The 14,476-nt window shown below is 42.5% G+C and carries 17 protein-coding genes and 2 riboswitches; of the genes, 2 read left to right on the top strand and 15 right to left on the bottom strand.

Annotation, left to right across the window (positions count from 1 at the left end; all coding sequences use genetic code 11):
• Positions 1 to 24: 24 nt before the first annotated feature.
• Positions 25 to 813, top strand: coding sequence for a LysM peptidoglycan-binding domain-containing protein (locus tag KYJ26_RS21855; protein ID WP_219170004.1), 789 nt, complete (start codon positions 25 to 27; stop codon positions 811 to 813).
• Positions 814 to 1,036: 223 nt separating this feature from the next.
• Here KYJ26_RS21855 and KYJ26_RS21850 read toward each other — a convergent pair whose 3' ends face one another.
• The 3 genes from KYJ26_RS21850 to KYJ26_RS21840 all read right to left on the bottom strand — a co-directional run bounded on the left by KYJ26_RS21850 (position 1,037) and on the right by KYJ26_RS21840 (position 4,661).
• Complete coding sequence (locus KYJ26_RS21850) at positions 1,037 to 2,599, bottom strand: fatty acid--CoA ligase (protein ID WP_219170002.1); 1,563 nt, start codon at positions 2,597 to 2,599, stop codon at positions 1,037 to 1,039.
• A gap of 170 nt (positions 2,600 to 2,769) precedes the next feature.
• Positions 2,770 to 4,074 (bottom strand): nucleobase:cation symporter-2 family protein, encoded by a 1,305-nt coding sequence (locus KYJ26_RS21845; protein WP_219170000.1) that lies wholly within the window; start codon positions 4,072 to 4,074, stop codon positions 2,770 to 2,772.
• The gene (locus KYJ26_RS21840; RefSeq protein ID WP_219169998.1) at positions 4,074 to 4,661 is read right to left on the bottom strand and encodes a xanthine phosphoribosyltransferase; all 588 of its coding nucleotides are present in this window, start codon (positions 4,659 to 4,661) and stop codon (positions 4,074 to 4,076) included. The genes KYJ26_RS21845 and KYJ26_RS21840 overlap by 1 nt, the downstream gene beginning before the upstream one ends.
• A 114-nt stretch (positions 4,662 to 4,775) precedes the next feature.
• A riboswitch (purine riboswitch) is annotated at positions 4,776 to 4,877 on the bottom strand.
• 220 nt (positions 4,878 to 5,097) lie between these two features.
• Here KYJ26_RS21840 and KYJ26_RS21835 point away from each other — a divergent pair.
• Entirely contained in the window at positions 5,098 to 5,346 is a 249-nt protein-coding gene (locus tag KYJ26_RS21835) for a hypothetical protein (RefSeq protein WP_219169996.1), read from the top strand.
• Positions 5,347 to 5,453: 107 nt separating this feature from the next.
• Here KYJ26_RS21835 and KYJ26_RS21830 read toward each other — a convergent pair whose 3' ends face one another.
• The 12 genes from KYJ26_RS21830 to KYJ26_RS21775 all read right to left on the bottom strand — a co-directional run bounded on the left by KYJ26_RS21830 (position 5,454) and on the right by KYJ26_RS21775 (position 14,474).
• A complete protein-coding gene (locus tag KYJ26_RS21830; RefSeq protein WP_219169994.1) occupies positions 5,454 to 6,023 on the bottom strand; it encodes an NAD(P)-dependent oxidoreductase in 570 nt (189 codons plus the stop codon).
• Positions 6,004 to 6,759, bottom strand: coding sequence for a sirohydrochlorin chelatase (locus tag KYJ26_RS21825; protein WP_219169992.1), 756 nt, complete (start codon positions 6,757 to 6,759; stop codon positions 6,004 to 6,006). The genes KYJ26_RS21830 and KYJ26_RS21825 overlap by 20 nt, the downstream gene beginning before the upstream one ends.
• Complete coding sequence (gene cobA / locus KYJ26_RS21820; RefSeq protein ID WP_219169991.1) at positions 6,760 to 7,524, bottom strand: uroporphyrinogen-III C-methyltransferase; 765 nt, start codon at positions 7,522 to 7,524, stop codon at positions 6,760 to 6,762.
• Between the two features lie 11 nt (positions 7,525 to 7,535).
• Positions 7,536 to 7,760: a DUF3906 family protein gene (locus KYJ26_RS21815; protein WP_219169990.1), complete on the bottom strand. Its 225-nt coding sequence runs from the start codon at positions 7,758 to 7,760 to the stop codon at positions 7,536 to 7,538.
• 14 nt (positions 7,761 to 7,774) lie between these two features.
• Complete coding sequence (locus KYJ26_RS21810) at positions 7,775 to 9,385, bottom strand: nitrite/sulfite reductase (protein ID WP_219169989.1); 1,611 nt, start codon at positions 9,383 to 9,385, stop codon at positions 7,775 to 7,777.
• 12 nt (positions 9,386 to 9,397) lie between these two features.
• Positions 9,398 to 10,000 carry an adenylyl-sulfate kinase gene (gene cysC, locus KYJ26_RS21805; protein WP_219169988.1) on the bottom strand — a complete coding sequence of 201 codons (603 nt, stop codon included), beginning with the start codon at positions 9,998 to 10,000 and terminating at the stop codon, positions 9,398 to 9,400.
• A gap of 21 nt (positions 10,001 to 10,021) precedes the next feature.
• Positions 10,022 to 11,158, bottom strand: a complete 1,137-nt coding sequence (gene sat / locus KYJ26_RS21800) for a sulfate adenylyltransferase (protein ID WP_219169987.1) — start codon at positions 11,156 to 11,158, stop codon at positions 10,022 to 10,024.
• Positions 11,159 to 11,201: 43 nt separating this feature from the next.
• Positions 11,202 to 12,224 (bottom strand): inorganic phosphate transporter, encoded by a 1,023-nt coding sequence (locus tag KYJ26_RS21795; RefSeq protein WP_219170299.1) that lies wholly within the window; start codon positions 12,222 to 12,224, stop codon positions 11,202 to 11,204.
• A gap of 57 nt (positions 12,225 to 12,281) precedes the next feature.
• A complete protein-coding gene (locus KYJ26_RS21790) occupies positions 12,282 to 12,980 on the bottom strand; it encodes a phosphoadenylyl-sulfate reductase (RefSeq protein WP_219169986.1) in 699 nt (232 codons plus the stop codon).
• A 103-nt stretch (positions 12,981 to 13,083) separates the two neighbouring features.
• Positions 13,084 to 13,239, bottom strand: a complete 156-nt coding sequence (locus tag KYJ26_RS21785; RefSeq protein ID WP_219169984.1) for a YezD family protein — start codon at positions 13,237 to 13,239, stop codon at positions 13,084 to 13,086.
• 84 nt (positions 13,240 to 13,323) lie between these two features.
• Positions 13,324 to 13,429: riboswitch (SAM riboswitch) on the bottom strand.
• 194 nt (positions 13,430 to 13,623) lie between these two features.
• Entirely contained in the window at positions 13,624 to 14,028 is a 405-nt protein-coding gene (locus KYJ26_RS21780; RefSeq protein ID WP_219169982.1) for a MaoC/PaaZ C-terminal domain-containing protein, read from the bottom strand.
• On the bottom strand, positions 14,025 to 14,474 hold the full coding sequence (locus tag KYJ26_RS21775; RefSeq protein WP_219169981.1) for a MaoC family dehydratase N-terminal domain-containing protein: 450 nt from the start codon (positions 14,472 to 14,474) through the stop codon (positions 14,025 to 14,027). The genes KYJ26_RS21780 and KYJ26_RS21775 overlap by 4 nt, the downstream gene beginning before the upstream one ends.
• Between the last annotated feature and the right edge of the window lie 2 nt (positions 14,475 to 14,476).

Here is a 14,476-nt window from a genome sequence, read left to right as displayed (position 1 = left end):
TTTAGGACAAAGGAGATGGCAGAATTGGATACCATTCAAAAGAGTAGGAGAAAAAGAATCTCTATAGAAAAGAAGAAAGCCCTCAAACAAAGAAACAAAAAATTGACCGTTGCAACTACCATCGGGGCACTGTCCGCCCTTTTGATCACTAATGGAGCTGCAAGGGCTTGCAGTGCAGAATATACAGTGAAGAAGCACGATACTTTATATAGTCTTGCTAAAAAATATGAAGTTACAGTCGATCAAATCAAAGAAAAGAACCTATTAACGTCTGATAAAATTTATACAGGTCAAACGCTTCTGGTACCTCACCTAGAAAAGCACGATGTAAACCAATATTCAGTCCAACGAGGAGATACACTTTACTCATTAGCCAAAAGATATAACACTTCAATCGCTTATATAAAACAATTAAATAAGCTGAATTCAGATCAAATTAAGCTCGGACAAACTCTTTTGATTCCTGTTGAGCAAAACAAATCAAATGTGGGAGAATTATACACAGTAGTTCCAGGAGACACTTTATGGGGTGTAGCTCACCGGTTTGGAGTAAAGCAAGAAGTCTTGGCTAAATCAAATAATTTGAAAATGGATATGTTACTTATAGGTCAAAACATATTTATACCAGGAAAAGCCGAGGTGACGGAAGCTGAAATCATTGGGGCATCTGACAAATTCACTGTTGAATTTAAAGAAAATGGTAAAACATTCACATTAAAAGTCCCATATGGTACTTCATCTTATTATCAAGATAATTCCGGTCGTATTGTAACCGTTATACATAAAAATGGTGCTGTGATATCAACGAACTAAACGAATTTCGTGATAGGATTGGTATAAACCTGGTCTCTATTCTTCATTATCCTACATTGCAAATAAAAAATAGCCTTCGGATTTTCCGATGGCTATTCATTAACCTATTCCATTCACTTTTAGAAAAGTCATTTTTCCGTATACTCTGCCAAAGAAAGCAGTCAGTTTAACTACTCTCCCATAATAAGCTATCCATTTTCAGTTAAGATAACATACCGTCACACTATAACCTTTGTTCTTTTTGAACGCCATTCTCCCTAAGCAGGAACTTTTGAATTTTCCCGCTAGCATTTCTAGGGAGTTCTTCAACAAATCGATACTCCCGTGGCCGTTTGTAATCCGCAAGCAGATCACCACTCTTCAAAAAATAGTCCAAGTGTTCTGATGTGAGAGAAGAATTTTTCGATACGACTACAGCTATGACCTGCTCCCCCCACCTTTCATCCGGTTGCCCGAGTACAGCAACGTCCAGCACATCTTCGTGAGCATGAAGGGCGTCCTCCACTTCCCTTGGATACACATTCTCCCCTCCTGAAATCACCATATCATCCACCCTGTCAGCAACATACAGATAGCCCTCTTCGTCCATATATCCTAAATCTCCGGAGTGGTACCAGCCCTTATACAGTGCTTTTTGCGTCGCTTCCTCCCGGTTGAAATACTGTAGCATCGTACATGAACCCCTTACAATGATTTCACCCACTTCACCAGGTTTACAAATGTCATCAGGTTCAGACGGTCCGTTTTCGTTCGGTGTTACCACCCTTATCTCATGATTATAAGCCGCACGCCCTGCGGAACCTGTCTTCGTCAGCTGCTCATCCTGAAGGAGGAATGTAACCGCAGGCCCCATTTCCGTCTGACCATATGCCTGGATAAGCTCGATCTTCAGCTTTTCATGCAGTGTCCTGACAAGTACCGGAGCCATGGGAGCCGCCCCATAAAGACCGATCCTAAGGGAAGATGTATCATATCCTTCCACTCCATGCTGAAGGAGCATATTCCACATAGTCGGGGCTGCAAATAGAGTGGTGACCTTCTCACGCTGAATGACTTCCAATACGGTTTCCGGCTGGAACTGATGCACAATGATATTTTTCGCACCTGCTTGAACCCTGGGCAGGAAACAGCAATGAAGTTCGGCACAGTGAAACATCGGTGCCGTCACAAGACCGATATCGTTCGGAGTCAGCCCCATGACCGATGTACATATCAGGCTCTGCTCCGCCATATCCCTATGCCTGTGAACAACACCCTTTGGTCTGCCTGTAGTCCCGCTCGTGTACATAATGGCATATACATCCGTCTCTTCTACTATGATGGGTTCTAATTCCCTGGAACAATAGCCGACTGTCTCATTGTAGCTTTGTGCAAAGGAGGGTACCTCCTCACCCACATGCCAAAAAAGGGTATGTGGGAAAAATGATGAAATCCCCTCGATCGGTTTTGAAAGGGATTCTTCCACGATCACGACCTTTGGCTCCGCATCCTTTAATATATAGTGGATTTCCTGCCCCTTTAATCTGAAGTTAATCGGATTGATCACTGCACCGATCTTTCCGCACGCAAAAAATACGTTTGCAAGTTCCAGAGTATTAAATAGATACGTAGAAACCCGGTCCCCCTTTTTCACTCCTGCATTCAAGAGTGCATTTGCCACACGATGGACTTCATCCTGCCACTCTCCAAAGGTTAACCGTTTACCTGTCTTCTCTTCTACAATAGCCTCTTTATTGCGGAATTTCTCTACCGTTTGGTCAAAAATAGATCCAGTCGTTGCGTACATGTTTCTCCTCCTTTAATAAAAGCTGACTCTTTACTGTCCGATCCCTACACAATTAATGTTCGTTACTTATTTACGTTTTTCCTCCTGATTAATCTGATAATTCAGAAATAAACCATAAAAAAACCGCCACCTCTTATATTTAGCCGAGATGGCGGTTTTTGATTGTATGTTTATGACGCTTTTTGCTCACTCATGACAACGTTCAACTTACGTTTAGATAACACATTAAAGAAGATATTCAGCCCGATTGCGGTTAAACTGCCGGCTACAATCCCGTTATCCGTCAAGATTCGGATGCTTGACGGCATTTGCGCAAAAAGTTCCGGTACTGCCGTAACCCCGAGTCCCATTCCCACAGAACACGCAATGATCAACAGGTTTTCCTGAGAAGAAAAATTCACCGTACTCAGCATTTTGATTCCGTAGGCTACAACCATTCCGAACATGGCCACCATCGCCCCGCCCAATACGGAAGCAGGGATAACGGTTGTAAGAGCTCCTATTTTCGGTACAAGCCCGAGAATGACGAGGAATGCTCCCGTTGCATAAATCACGTTATTCCGTTTCACACCGGAAAGCTGGACCAATCCGACATTTTGGGAATAGGCCGTATAGGGGAACGCGTTGAATAATCCACCAAGCACGATGGCTAACCCTTCAGCCCTATACCCTTTAGCTAAATCTTCTTCCGAAATTTTTTTATCACTAATATCCCCAAGGGCGAAATAGACGCCCGTTGATTCTACCAGACTGACCATTGCTACAAGGATCATCGTAAGGATGGCTGTTATTTCAAACGTCGGCATTCCAAAGTAAAAGGGCTTTGCCATATGAAACCATGAGGCATTACTAACAGCGCTGAAGTCGACTTTCCCAAGGAGGAAGGCCACGGCCGTTCCTGCCATCAATCCAAGTAGTATGGAAACGGAACGAACAAACCCTGTAAAGAATTTATATAGGACCAAAATAAATAATAATGTACCGAAAGCTAAAGACAGATTTTCCAATGAACCGAAATCAGAACTTCCCTGTCCACCTGCCATATTATTCATGGCGACTGGAATCAGAGTGATTCCGATGATGGTCACGACAGAACCCGTAACGACAGGAGGAAAGAAGCGGACGAGTTTTCCAAAGTATTTACTGATTGCGACTACGAATACACCTGAAACAAGGATGGATCCGTATATAGCGGAGATGCCATATTGACCCCCGATGGCGATCATCGGTCCGACCGCAGTGAACGTACAACCCAGCACAACGGGAAGCCCGATACCGAAGAAGCGATTCTTCCAGACCTGCAGCAGGGTAGCAATTCCACACATAAAGATATCGATGGAAACGAGATATGTCAGCTGCTCACCCGTCAATCCGAGTGCCCCGCCAACGATGAGGGGGACAATGACTGCTCCCGCATACATGGCAAGAACATGTTGAATACCAAGAGAGGCGAGTTTAAGAGGCTGATTCTTCATTATACATGCGCCTCCTCTTGCTTAAATTGTACTTCCCCATTTTCAAGAGATTGAATTTCAGCTAATGACTCCACTCGATATCCCGTTTCACGGACAAGCTTTCCTCCGTTTTGGAAAGATTTTTCGATGACAATCCCGATTCCGGCAATTTCTGCGCCAGCTTGTTTCACTAGATCAATTAAACCGAGTGCGGCCTGTCCGTTTGCCAGGAAATCATCAATCAGTAACACCCGGTCATTTTCTTTTATGTATGTATTTGAGATCGAAATCGTATTTTCTTCCTGTTTGGTGAATGAGTATACCTTTGAAGTAAGCACTCCTTCTGATAAAGTCAACGATTTCTTTTTACGTGCAAACACAAGTGGAACATTCATGTGAAGGGCAGCCATCACACCGGGAGCAATCCCTGATGATTCAATGGTCAATACCTTTGTGATTCCTTGATCTTTGAAACGATGCGCAAATTCTTTTCCTATTTCCATCATCAGTTCCGGATCAACTTGATGATTAAGAAATGAGTCTACCTTTAATACAGTTTCTGAAAGGACAACGCCCTCAGCATTGATTTTATTTTTTAATAAGTTCATGAAAAAAATCGCTCCCTTACCTTTTGTAGATTAAAAAAACCCAAAGGATATTGTACTCACTTATTGAGTGAGACAATGACCTTTGGGTTAGGCAAAGAGCGTCCATGAAAGACGCATCTATCACTGCTCACCCATAGTCGGATCATTTAAGGTAATCCGGTAGAAACTCGCGGGCCATATCCCCGCTATTATATGAGTGAAACTGAATATTGATTTGATATTGGATAGTATACCGGCAACCCGGTAATTTGTAAAGGCTCATTTCCTAACATTTAGACCATTATTTTATATAACGTTCGTACTTTATCCAACTCTTAAATGATCTTATTATTTTCTCTTGTTCATCCTGTTAAAAGAGTCATATCTTTAAGGTCAGTACGATAATCATATTATGTAGTCATTTTTACACATTTTTGGTAAACAGGGAGGGGAAAGGATGAAACAAAATGCTGTAGCCATATGTCTAAAGATCTTTGCCTGGCTTGTATTCTTCATCGGTTGTATTTCCGCAATGGAATTGGATGTTGCCCATTCCGGTATTTTTGGCATAGAGAACACGACATCGGTTATTTGGCTGATATATCTTTTCACACTGGGGACAACTTTGTTTTTCTTAGGATTAAGCGAGATTGTCAAATTGAATCAGCAAAAAATAAATCAAAACCTTGTAGAAGGCCAATCATAATCTTGTGAGAATTCCAAGGATAAGATGACGCTATTAAATCTTTCTTCATGAGTAACTTGATCACTGTTTGAAACAGTAAAGCATGGAAAACCTTACGTTCCCATGCTTTACTCATTTTCAACTTCATCTAATTTAGAAGAAAGTTCTTTTAATAATTTTCTTTTTTCCCCATCAGATAAGTCTGATCTCTTGATTTCTTTTCTCTTAGAATAAATGATAGAGAGTTTCTCTATATAGGTGTCATCAAATCCTTCGATGAATTCATTCGTAAGCTTCTTTGCTAGGAATGGACTAGCTCCACCGGTTGAAACAGAGATGGTTAACTTTCCTTTTTGTTTGAACGACACCATCTGCATATTTCCACAATCCCCATTGTCCACCACGCATAATAGCTGGTTTTCCTCAGAATACATTTTCACCTGTTCGTTCACCCATCGTTTGTTTGTGGCAGCGATGACGATGAATGCATGTCTTACATCATCCCTTCGTACTTCCCTCTTGATCCATAAAACCTTATTTTCATCATGCAGTACTTGGATTGGTTCGACGACCTTTGGACTGATAACGGTAATCTTTGCTCCCTGCTCATAAAATACAGAGAGCTTACGAAATGCTACTTTCCCTCCACCCACAATGGTTATTTGCTTCCCTTTAACATCAATCATGACAGGAAGCATAGTATTCTCCTTTAGCCCCTAGTGATTCATTTATCCGGTCCAGGAAGGCTTCTTCCACGAGCGGATCATATCCTAAATAATTTCCCAAAATGATTTGATCATTCTTCGTTCTGCCTATTTCCTTTTCAATGCCTTTCATCAGTAACCCGGTAAATAATAAATATGGGATGAAGATGACGTTTTTATCTGAATACCTTACAGACTCCAAGGTTTCTGTAAAGCTTGGAGAAGCAGCTGTTAAATAGCATGTTCTCACGTCTCCTAACGAGGTTCTTCTATGGACAAGCTCCGCTATAGTATCAAGATCTCTCCTGACATCAGGGTCAGAGCTCCCTCTTCCAATTAAAACAGCGACGGCAGATGAATCAATCAATATGGCTTCCTCAATCTTTTTAATGACACTTTCGACCATTTTATCGTGAACACCTATAGGGCGACCGTAATTCACATAAATATCCGGATAGGTATCACTGCACTTTTGAATTTCATCCGGGATATCCTTTTTGGCGTGGACCGCAGTCAGTAAGAGAAGGGGAATGACGGTTATGTGAGTCGCTCCCCTTTCAACGCAAGCGGCGAATCCTTCTTCTATGGTAGGGGATGCAAGTTCCAGAAAGCTGATTTCCTGAATATCGGCCTTAACGTGTTTCTGGCAACGCTTAATAAAGGATACCGCCTCTTCACGTGCTTTCTCAACCCGGCTGCCATGACAAACGTATAAGACTGCATGCTTCATCTATAAAGCCTCACTTATGATCATTTTCTGTTCAAACCATTGAATCTTCTCACGATACCGTACCACTTCTCCAACGATGATCATGCTTGGATTTTCTATTTCCTCGTTTTTCACAATATCGATGATCGTGTCAAGCGTTCCTGTAACGGTTTTTTGAACTTCTGTCGTTCCCCAGTGAACAAGAGCAACGGGAGTATCTTTGGACTTTCCATATTGAATAAGCTTCTCCTTTATATAAGGAAGATTGCTGACTCCCATATAGATGGCAAGGGTGTCAATTCCTTTCGATAGGCTTTCCCATTTCTCATCTTCCAGTTGATTGTTTTGTTTATGACCTGTCACAAATGCCACGCTGGAGCTTGCATCCCTGTGAGTGACCGGGATGCCGGCATAGGCGGCGGCCGCTATCCCTGAAGTGATACCAGGGACGATCTCAAATGGGATCCCTTTTTTCGCACACGCCTCCGCTTCTTCCCCACCTCTCCCGAATACAAAAGGGTCGCCACCCTTTAATCTCACCACTATTTTCCCCGCTGACGCATATCGTACAAGAAAATGATTGATCGTATCTTGTTTCATCGTATGATAGTTTGGCAGTTTTCCACAATAGATCAAGTCTGCCCCTTTCTTCGCGTAGGAGAGAAGTTCTTTATTCACCAATCGGTCATAAAGGATGACGTCTGCTTTTTGTATGGATTTCAATGCTTTCACCGTAATCAGTTCCGGATCACCAGGACCCGCTCCGACTAAATAAACCTTTCCCATTGTCTTCCTCCTTATGATTTGATGATCGTTTCCTGTTCGTGCAGAACAAATCCTGTACCATTCCCCCGGATCCTGCGCTTTTCATATAAAGAAATATCCACAACATTCGGCTTTTTCAAAAAGTACTTCTCAAGTTCGATTTCCACCAGGTCAAAGGCTTTCTCATCCGATTCAGCCGCTACAACGACTATTGTGACGAAATCACGTGCCGTGACTTCAAATCGATACAAATCCATCTATCTTTACCTCCTTATGCTTCCTGAAGCAGCTGATCCAACGATTCCTGAAATGTAGATGTCCCGACCCGATTGATGTAGTCAAAAAAGGTTTCTCCCTGTTCCTTCGTTTGTTTAAAATGAATTAATAATTGCTTCACAACTTCTGAAAGGTTGGAGGCTTCCACTTTCCCTTTCAGCTTTTCATTCAGTTTCCCTCCTTCTTGAAGGGTTCCTCCTACATAGATTTCAAACGCTTCGATCATTTTTTTGTCCTTCGTTCTCATTTTGATTCCCTGGAGACCAATATCAGCAATTTGTCGCTGTCCACAAGAGTTTGGGCATCCAACCATATGGATTCTTACCGGTACGTCCAAGGTCAATTCCTGATCCAACTCGTTTGCAATTTGTCTCATCCGCTCCTTCGTCTCTACAAGAGCCAGATTGCAGTATTCTATTCCTGTGCATGATACGGAATATCCGATAAAAGAAAGGGGACTCGTTGAAATCCGATCAAAAATCTTCTCGGAAAGCAAAGCATCCACATGCTCATCTGGAATATTTGGAATGATGAGATTCTGAGAGTTACAGTTTCTAAGTTCACCATTTCCGTATTTCTTGGAGATCCTGGCGAGCTCATACACTTCATCCGAGTTCAATCTGCCTACCGGAACATTCAGCCCGACGTAATTAAGTCCCTCTTGTTTTTGAGGGTGGACTCCGTAGAAGTACCCTGCGTTCCATCCCTGTACCGCATCGGTCCCTGCCGGAAGGAGTTCTACATACTCCAGTAATTTCTCTTTGAATTTCTCCGGTCCCCAGTCGGCCATCAGGAATTTCAACCGCGCTAAATGACGTTTCTCGCGATAACCGTAATCGCGGAATATGGTCGTAAGGGCAACCGTCACGTCTTTCACTTGATGAGGAAGGACGAATACATCCAGTTCCTGTGCGAGGAATGGTCTTGCTGACAACCCGCCACCGACTTTCACATGAAATCCGGCCTCTTCCTTCCCATCAATCCTTTTTCTAGCAGGAACAAAAGAAACACAATTGATTTCAGCATTAGATGCATTGTTGATATTTGCGGAGATCGCTACTTTATATTTTCTTGGAAGATTCGAAAAATCTTCGTTATGCTGAAAGAAATCGTAGACTTCCTTCACGACGCTGCGTGTATCGAATAATTCATCAGGATCGATGCCAGCCAGAGGGTTTCCGACGATGTTACGAGTAATATCCCCGCATGCCCCGGCAGAAGACAATCCGACTTCCTCCAATCGTTTAAATATGTCCGGAATCTGCTCGATCTTCAACCAGTGAAACTGGATTGCCTGACGGGTGGTGATATCATAGACATCCCTGCCATATTCTTTACAAATGGAAGCAAGTGCCCTTGCCTGATCATAATTCAGGATACCTGATGGAACGTTCACCCTCATCATGAAGTAGCCGTCCTCCTTGGGTCTTTGAAGGTAAAGGCCAGCCCATTTGAATTTATCCCATTCTTCTTTCGGGATGGAAGAAAATCCGTTTTCGGCATAATACGGAATATCCCCGAATATCTTCAATCCGTCTTTTTCGAGCTTCCATTGTTCTGTTTTGTTCAGCTTTTCATTAGACTCCCACGATTTCTTATATGCCATGATTTCCTCTCCTTATATCAATTGTTTTTCCTTTAATTCGGCCAACAGACTTTCTACACAATGTTCAATTGAGTTTTTTTCTGTATCCAGGACGATTTCGGGATGTTCCGGTTCTTCATAGGGAGCACTGATTCCCGTGAAATGAGTGATTTCTTGTTTACGGGCTTTTTTGTACAATCCTTTTGGATCACGCTTTTCACATTCCTCCAGGGAACAATGTACATATACTTCCAGAAACTCTTGGGGTCCTACCAGGCTTCTTACAAGATCCCGATCTTTTCTGTAAGGTGAAATAAACGCGGTGAGTACAATTTGACCACTATCTATAAAGAGTTTCGACACTTCCCCTATCCGTCTGATGTTTTCTTTACGGTCGTCCTCGTCAAATCCTAAATCATGATTCAATCCGTGGCGGACGTTATCCCCATCCAGAACATACACCTGCTTTCCCTGTTTAAAAAGGGAGGCAGCCAGTGCATTCGCCACTGTCGATTTACCTGAAGCAGATAATCCTGTGAACCAGAGAATGAAACTTTGATGACCATTCTTTTTCCTTCTTTGCTGTTTGGTGATCGTAGATTCATGCCATACAATGTTTTCTTGTTTTTCACTCAAGCTATCTTCCTCCCCGGCCGATTAATTGGATTCTTGTTTGAGACCCTTGATCAATACATCAATGACCTCTGGACGACTGAATGTTGAAGGGGGGACTTCGCCGTTCCTCAGCATTCCCCTTACCTTTGTTCCGGATAGGATGACATGATACTCTTTTCCATGTGGACAGGTTTTCGTCGTCGCCATCCCTTCACATTTCTTACAATAGAAGCTATGTTCGAAGCGAAGGGGTATAATCCCGATCTCTTCTTCCGTAAACTGATCGAAAATCTTTTGAGCATCATAGGTTCCATAATAATCACCAACCCCTGCATGATCCCTCCCGACAATGAAGTGAGTACATCCATAATTTTTTCGCACTAATGCATGAAAAATGGCTTCCCTTGGCCCTGCATATCTCATAGCAGCAGGAAATACTCCGAGAAATACGCGGTCTTTCGGGTAATAGTTCCTTAATAGTACGTCATAGCTCTCCATCCGGATTTCTGCTGAAATATCATCTGCTTTCGTTTCACCGACCAGCGGATTCAAAAATAGGGCATCCACGGTTTCAAGCGCCGTTTTCTGAATGTATTCATGTGCCCTGTGCACAGGGTTTCTGGTCTGGAAACCGACAATCGTTTTCCATCCCTTATCTTTAAACCTTTTCCGTGTTTCAACTGGATCGTATGCATACTCCTTGAAAGGCTTCGATAGTCTTTTCACTAATGTAATTTTGCCTCCTACATACACATCACCCCGCTGGAATAGTTTCTTTACTCCGGGATGATTTCCATCGGTCGTTCCATAGACAAGGAGGGCTTCTTTATATTTGTCAGGCTCGTAAATATCCTCTACGTCGATAATCCCGTATGTTTCTCCTTTATATACAAGCCTGCTCCTTTTCCCAATCTGTACAAGATCAGCCTGCTCCTTATCGATGGGCAAAGTGATGGGAATGCTCCATACACATCCGCTTTCTAGCCTCGATGATTCCACCACGGGCTGATAATCCTTTTTGGTCAAGAATCCTTCAATGGGACTGTAAGCACCGATGGCAATCAGTTCCAGATCACTCAATGCGATTTCGTCCAGTGATAATTCTTGTTGAATGTCCTTGTAGGATTCTTCAGGTAAATAAGATTGGACCAGTACTCCTCCGTGCGCCTGTAAACTCATGCAAAATATCCTCCTTAACATATTTGTATAATCGGAATTAAGATCAAATTCCCCCTCCATCTTCGTGGACAGACCGTCTTTCCTCGTTAATGACCCTCATTAGGGACAACGCACCTATCGTGGCAATAATGACGCTTATCGGTACGACAATTGAGTACAAATCACTATCGATTAACAGTTTGACCAAAAAGTATGAAATACTGAGTGAGATTAAGGGAGAGACTACCCAGATTTTGACGATCTTTTTGACGATTTTCTTTTGCAACATGTGCTTGCCGTTTTTTGCTACTCCTAAGCCTATGATGGAAGAGGACGTAACCTGTGTCAGAGGGATCGGCAACCCATACAGAGAACTCAAGATGACGAGGAAGGCTCCTGTTGAAGAAATGAGAATTCCTTCTGCTTTAGAGTATTGCGTAATTTTCTTGCCGTTTGTTTCGACTACTTTCTTTCCCAACAAAACAGCCCCTAGACCAACAAATGCACCACCAATCAAGATTCCACGTGAAGGTGTTATCAACCCGGCACCGACCAATGGACCAACGGCATTAGCAACATTATTCATCCCTGCTGAGAAAGCTTCAAAGAATCCGGCGATGATCAACAGATAAGCAAGCCACTGTTTATCAAAATGATACCCCCGCTTTTCAAGCTGGACTAAACCCCATCCTGCAAGCCAGGTCACCAAGAAGGCGATGACAGGGACAATCACCCAGAATGACATGATCGTAACAAGTGATTTTACATAAAGGACCTGATAGGCTACCCCTACCCCTACGACCGCTCCTACCGTTACTTCACTTGTTGACAACGGAATGCCGATCACATTCGCCAGAAACAATGAAATCGTTGCAGATAACAAAATAATGAGAACGATTTTGATCGACAATAGATTCTGCGGGATGATTCCTGAACTGATCGTCTTTACAACCTCTCCACCACCCAGAACTGCTCCGCTTAGGACACCTGCTGCACAAATCCATAATGCTGTCCTGATGTTCTTTACCGCTCCTGCACCGTATGCGACTCCCATTGATGCAGCCGCTCCACTGGCACCAATGTTCATAGCAAAGAACAAACTAATGATAAGGGCTGTGATTTCAAGCAAAGATTTTCACCCATTTCAATGAAGGCCGCATTCTGTCTTTCCTTTTCCTTTCCATCTTCCGGAGCGGAGGTCATTGATATCATAGGCCGGTGTTGTGCAATGAGTGCACCCGATACTCGGATACCCTTGATCGTGAAGGGAGTTATAAGTCAGATTATGTTTATGGACATATCGCCAAATCTCCTTCCAGGTCCAATGAATTAAAGGGCAAATTTTAACCGATTGGAATTTTTCATCCTTATTGATGAATTCAACGTGTCGTCTTGTGGGAGATTGTTCCCTTCTCAACCCCGATATCCAGGCGTTACCTTTGGACAGAGCATCTTTTAACGGATCAAGCTTTCGAATTTGACAACATTTATTCGGATTTTTCTCCCATAATTTATCCCCATATACTTTTGCCTGTTCTTCCATTGTCAACTCAGGTTTTTGCATTTTGATGCGTAGTTCCGGATATGCCTCTTTCACTTTTTCTATCGTTTCATAAGTTTCCTTAAAATGTACCCCCGTATCGAGGAATACAATGATTGCCTTCGGTTGTACCTTGGAGATAAGATCAATGAGCACAATGCCTTCAATTCCGAAACTACATGCATACACCACTTTTTCACCATAGTGGCTGAACGTCCATTCCAGGACATTTAACGCTCCTTTGTAGACCGGATCCACTTCGAAATCCAAGGTTTGCTGTTTCCAAGTCTGATAGGTTAACATGATACACCCCTTTTCCTGATGCTTATCCAAATAAAAAGAGGCGATAACAAGATAAAGAGGTATTCTTTATCTTTGTTATGCGCCTCTAGTTTGTCTAGTCAGCTTATTTAATTCGTACTTTTTCATTTCTCTCTAATTGAATGACTTTTCCGTCTTGAACAACAATGGTGATCGAGCCATAATTCATGGACGCAAGCATGGATTGGATTTTCTCTGCTACTTCTTCAAAATTTGATTGTTGACTCTTTTCTTTTGCCACATGATTCCCCCAGTTTTCATCTTATCCAGTTCACTCACAAATAAAAAACAACCTTCCATTTTGGAAAGTTGTTCAGGTAAGATTACCTTATCTTCCAAAATGGCTTCACATTTTGCTGGAATTAGCACCTTACAATACGTAGGTTGCTGGGCTTCACAGGGCCAGATCCCTCCACCACTCTGGATAAGAGTTATTAATTTTAATATTCTAAATAATATCACATTCCACAAAGAAGTCAACCCGAGTTTTTCGATCGGATTTATATCTTTTGGCTCATTTTATGGAAACGCTCATTCTCTTTATGTCTATTCGATCTGTTTGGGATTTAAAACACTATTTTTAGATAGTGCTGTTTCATTATTCTGTGACTTTCTTTCTCTCAAACTAAGAAATCAACTCAAAGACGACTTTACCTTCAATCACTGTTTTTTCTGCTTGATTGGTTGCAGTAACATTAAAATGGAGAAGGTTATCCTGTCTATCCAGCAATTCTGCCCGCAATGTAATCACATCATCCAACATGACCATCCCTTTAAAGCGTACCGAGTAATCCTTGATAAACCCTTCTTCATAAAAAGGGCTGAAGAGTTTTGACACATTCCCCATCGTCCACATGCCATGAGCGATGATTCCTGGCAGGCCAAGCTTCAGGGCTTCGTCATCGATCGTATGAATGGGATTATAATCCCCGGAAGCCCCTGCATATTTAATCAAATCGATTCTCGATACTGGATCCAATTCAACCGGAGGAAGTTTAGCTCCTACATGGAGTGACAGTGGTGTTGTCATTTACTCAACCTCTTTCTGACTGTTTCTGTAATAATGACAATTGCTTGAGAGGTGAAAATCCTTTCCCCGTGCATATCTTCACCCACGTCTTCCATGACAAGAAAGCCCAATTTCCCACCTGTCCCATTTCGTTCATAATAGTCTTTAATTTCAGTATGACACCGTATGCCTTCTCCTACCCTCAATGGCCTTTCATATCGAAAGGATTGTTCGCCATGTATCAATCCCACATTGGGTAAATGAAAACCTTCAACGGAGCCATATTCCAATACTCTCGGAAAAGTTGGGGGAGCGATGTTCCCTTTATATCTCGACCGTTTCCCGGCATGCTCATCAACATAAATGGGATGGGGATCTCCTATCGCTTCCGCAAACTTCTTCACCGCACCTTTTTCCACAATATTTAGGACTGGAGCCGAACGTTTCCCAATATATGCTTGAAACATAA

The sequence above is a fragment of the Rossellomorea orangium genome, assembly GCF_019334305.1.
GTDB lineage: Bacteria > Bacillota > Bacilli > Bacillales > Bacillaceae_B > Rossellomorea.
The sequence above is the reverse complement of the archived record's forward strand: the minus strand, read 5'-3'. Positions and strand labels throughout refer to the sequence as shown.

What these genes read in the sequence shown, in the direction of transcription:
- KYJ26_RS21850 (WP_219170002.1), bottom strand. Translation starts at nt 2,599, where the DNA reads ATGTACGCAACGACTGGATCTATTTTTGACCAAACGGTAGAGAAATTC.
- KYJ26_RS21845 (WP_219170000.1), bottom strand. Translation starts at nt 4,074, where the DNA reads ATGAAGAATCAGCCTCTTAAACTCGCCTCTCTTGGTATTCAACATGTT.
- KYJ26_RS21840 (WP_219169998.1), bottom strand. Translation starts at nt 4,661, where the DNA reads ATGAACTTATTAAAAAATAAAATCAATGCTGAGGGCGTTGTCCTTTCA.
- KYJ26_RS21835 (WP_219169996.1), top strand. Translation starts at nt 5,098, where the DNA reads ATGAAACAAAATGCTGTAGCCATATGTCTAAAGATCTTTGCCTGGCTT.
- KYJ26_RS21830 (WP_219169994.1), bottom strand. Translation starts at nt 6,023, where the DNA reads ATGCTTCCTGTCATGATTGATGTTAAAGGGAAGCAAATAACCATTGTG.
- KYJ26_RS21825 (WP_219169992.1), bottom strand. Translation starts at nt 6,759, where the DNA reads ATGAAGCATGCAGTCTTATACGTTTGTCATGGCAGCCGGGTTGAGAAA.
- cobA (WP_219169991.1), bottom strand. Translation starts at nt 7,524, where the DNA reads ATGGGAAAGGTTTATTTAGTCGGAGCGGGTCCTGGTGATCCGGAACTG.
- KYJ26_RS21815 (WP_219169990.1), bottom strand. Translation starts at nt 7,760, where the DNA reads ATGGATTTGTATCGATTTGAAGTCACGGCACGTGATTTCGTCACAATA.
- KYJ26_RS21810 (WP_219169989.1), bottom strand. Translation starts at nt 9,385, where the DNA reads ATGGCATATAAGAAATCGTGGGAGTCTAATGAAAAGCTGAACAAAACA.
- sat (WP_219169987.1), bottom strand. Translation starts at nt 11,158, where the DNA reads ATGAGTTTACAGGCGCACGGAGGAGTACTGGTCCAATCTTATTTACCT.
- KYJ26_RS21795 (WP_219170299.1), bottom strand. Translation starts at nt 12,224, where the DNA reads ATGAACATTGGTGCCAGTGGAGCGGCTGCATCAATGGGAGTCGCATAC.
- KYJ26_RS21790 (WP_219169986.1), bottom strand. Translation starts at nt 12,980, where the DNA reads ATGTTAACCTATCAGACTTGGAAACAGCAAACCTTGGATTTCGAAGTG.
- KYJ26_RS21780 (WP_219169982.1), bottom strand. Translation starts at nt 14,028, where the DNA reads ATGACAACACCACTGTCACTCCATGTAGGAGCTAAACTTCCTCCGGTT.
- KYJ26_RS21775 (WP_219169981.1), bottom strand. Translation starts at nt 14,474, where the DNA reads ATGTTTCAAGCATATATTGGGAAACGTTCGGCTCCAGTCCTAAATATT.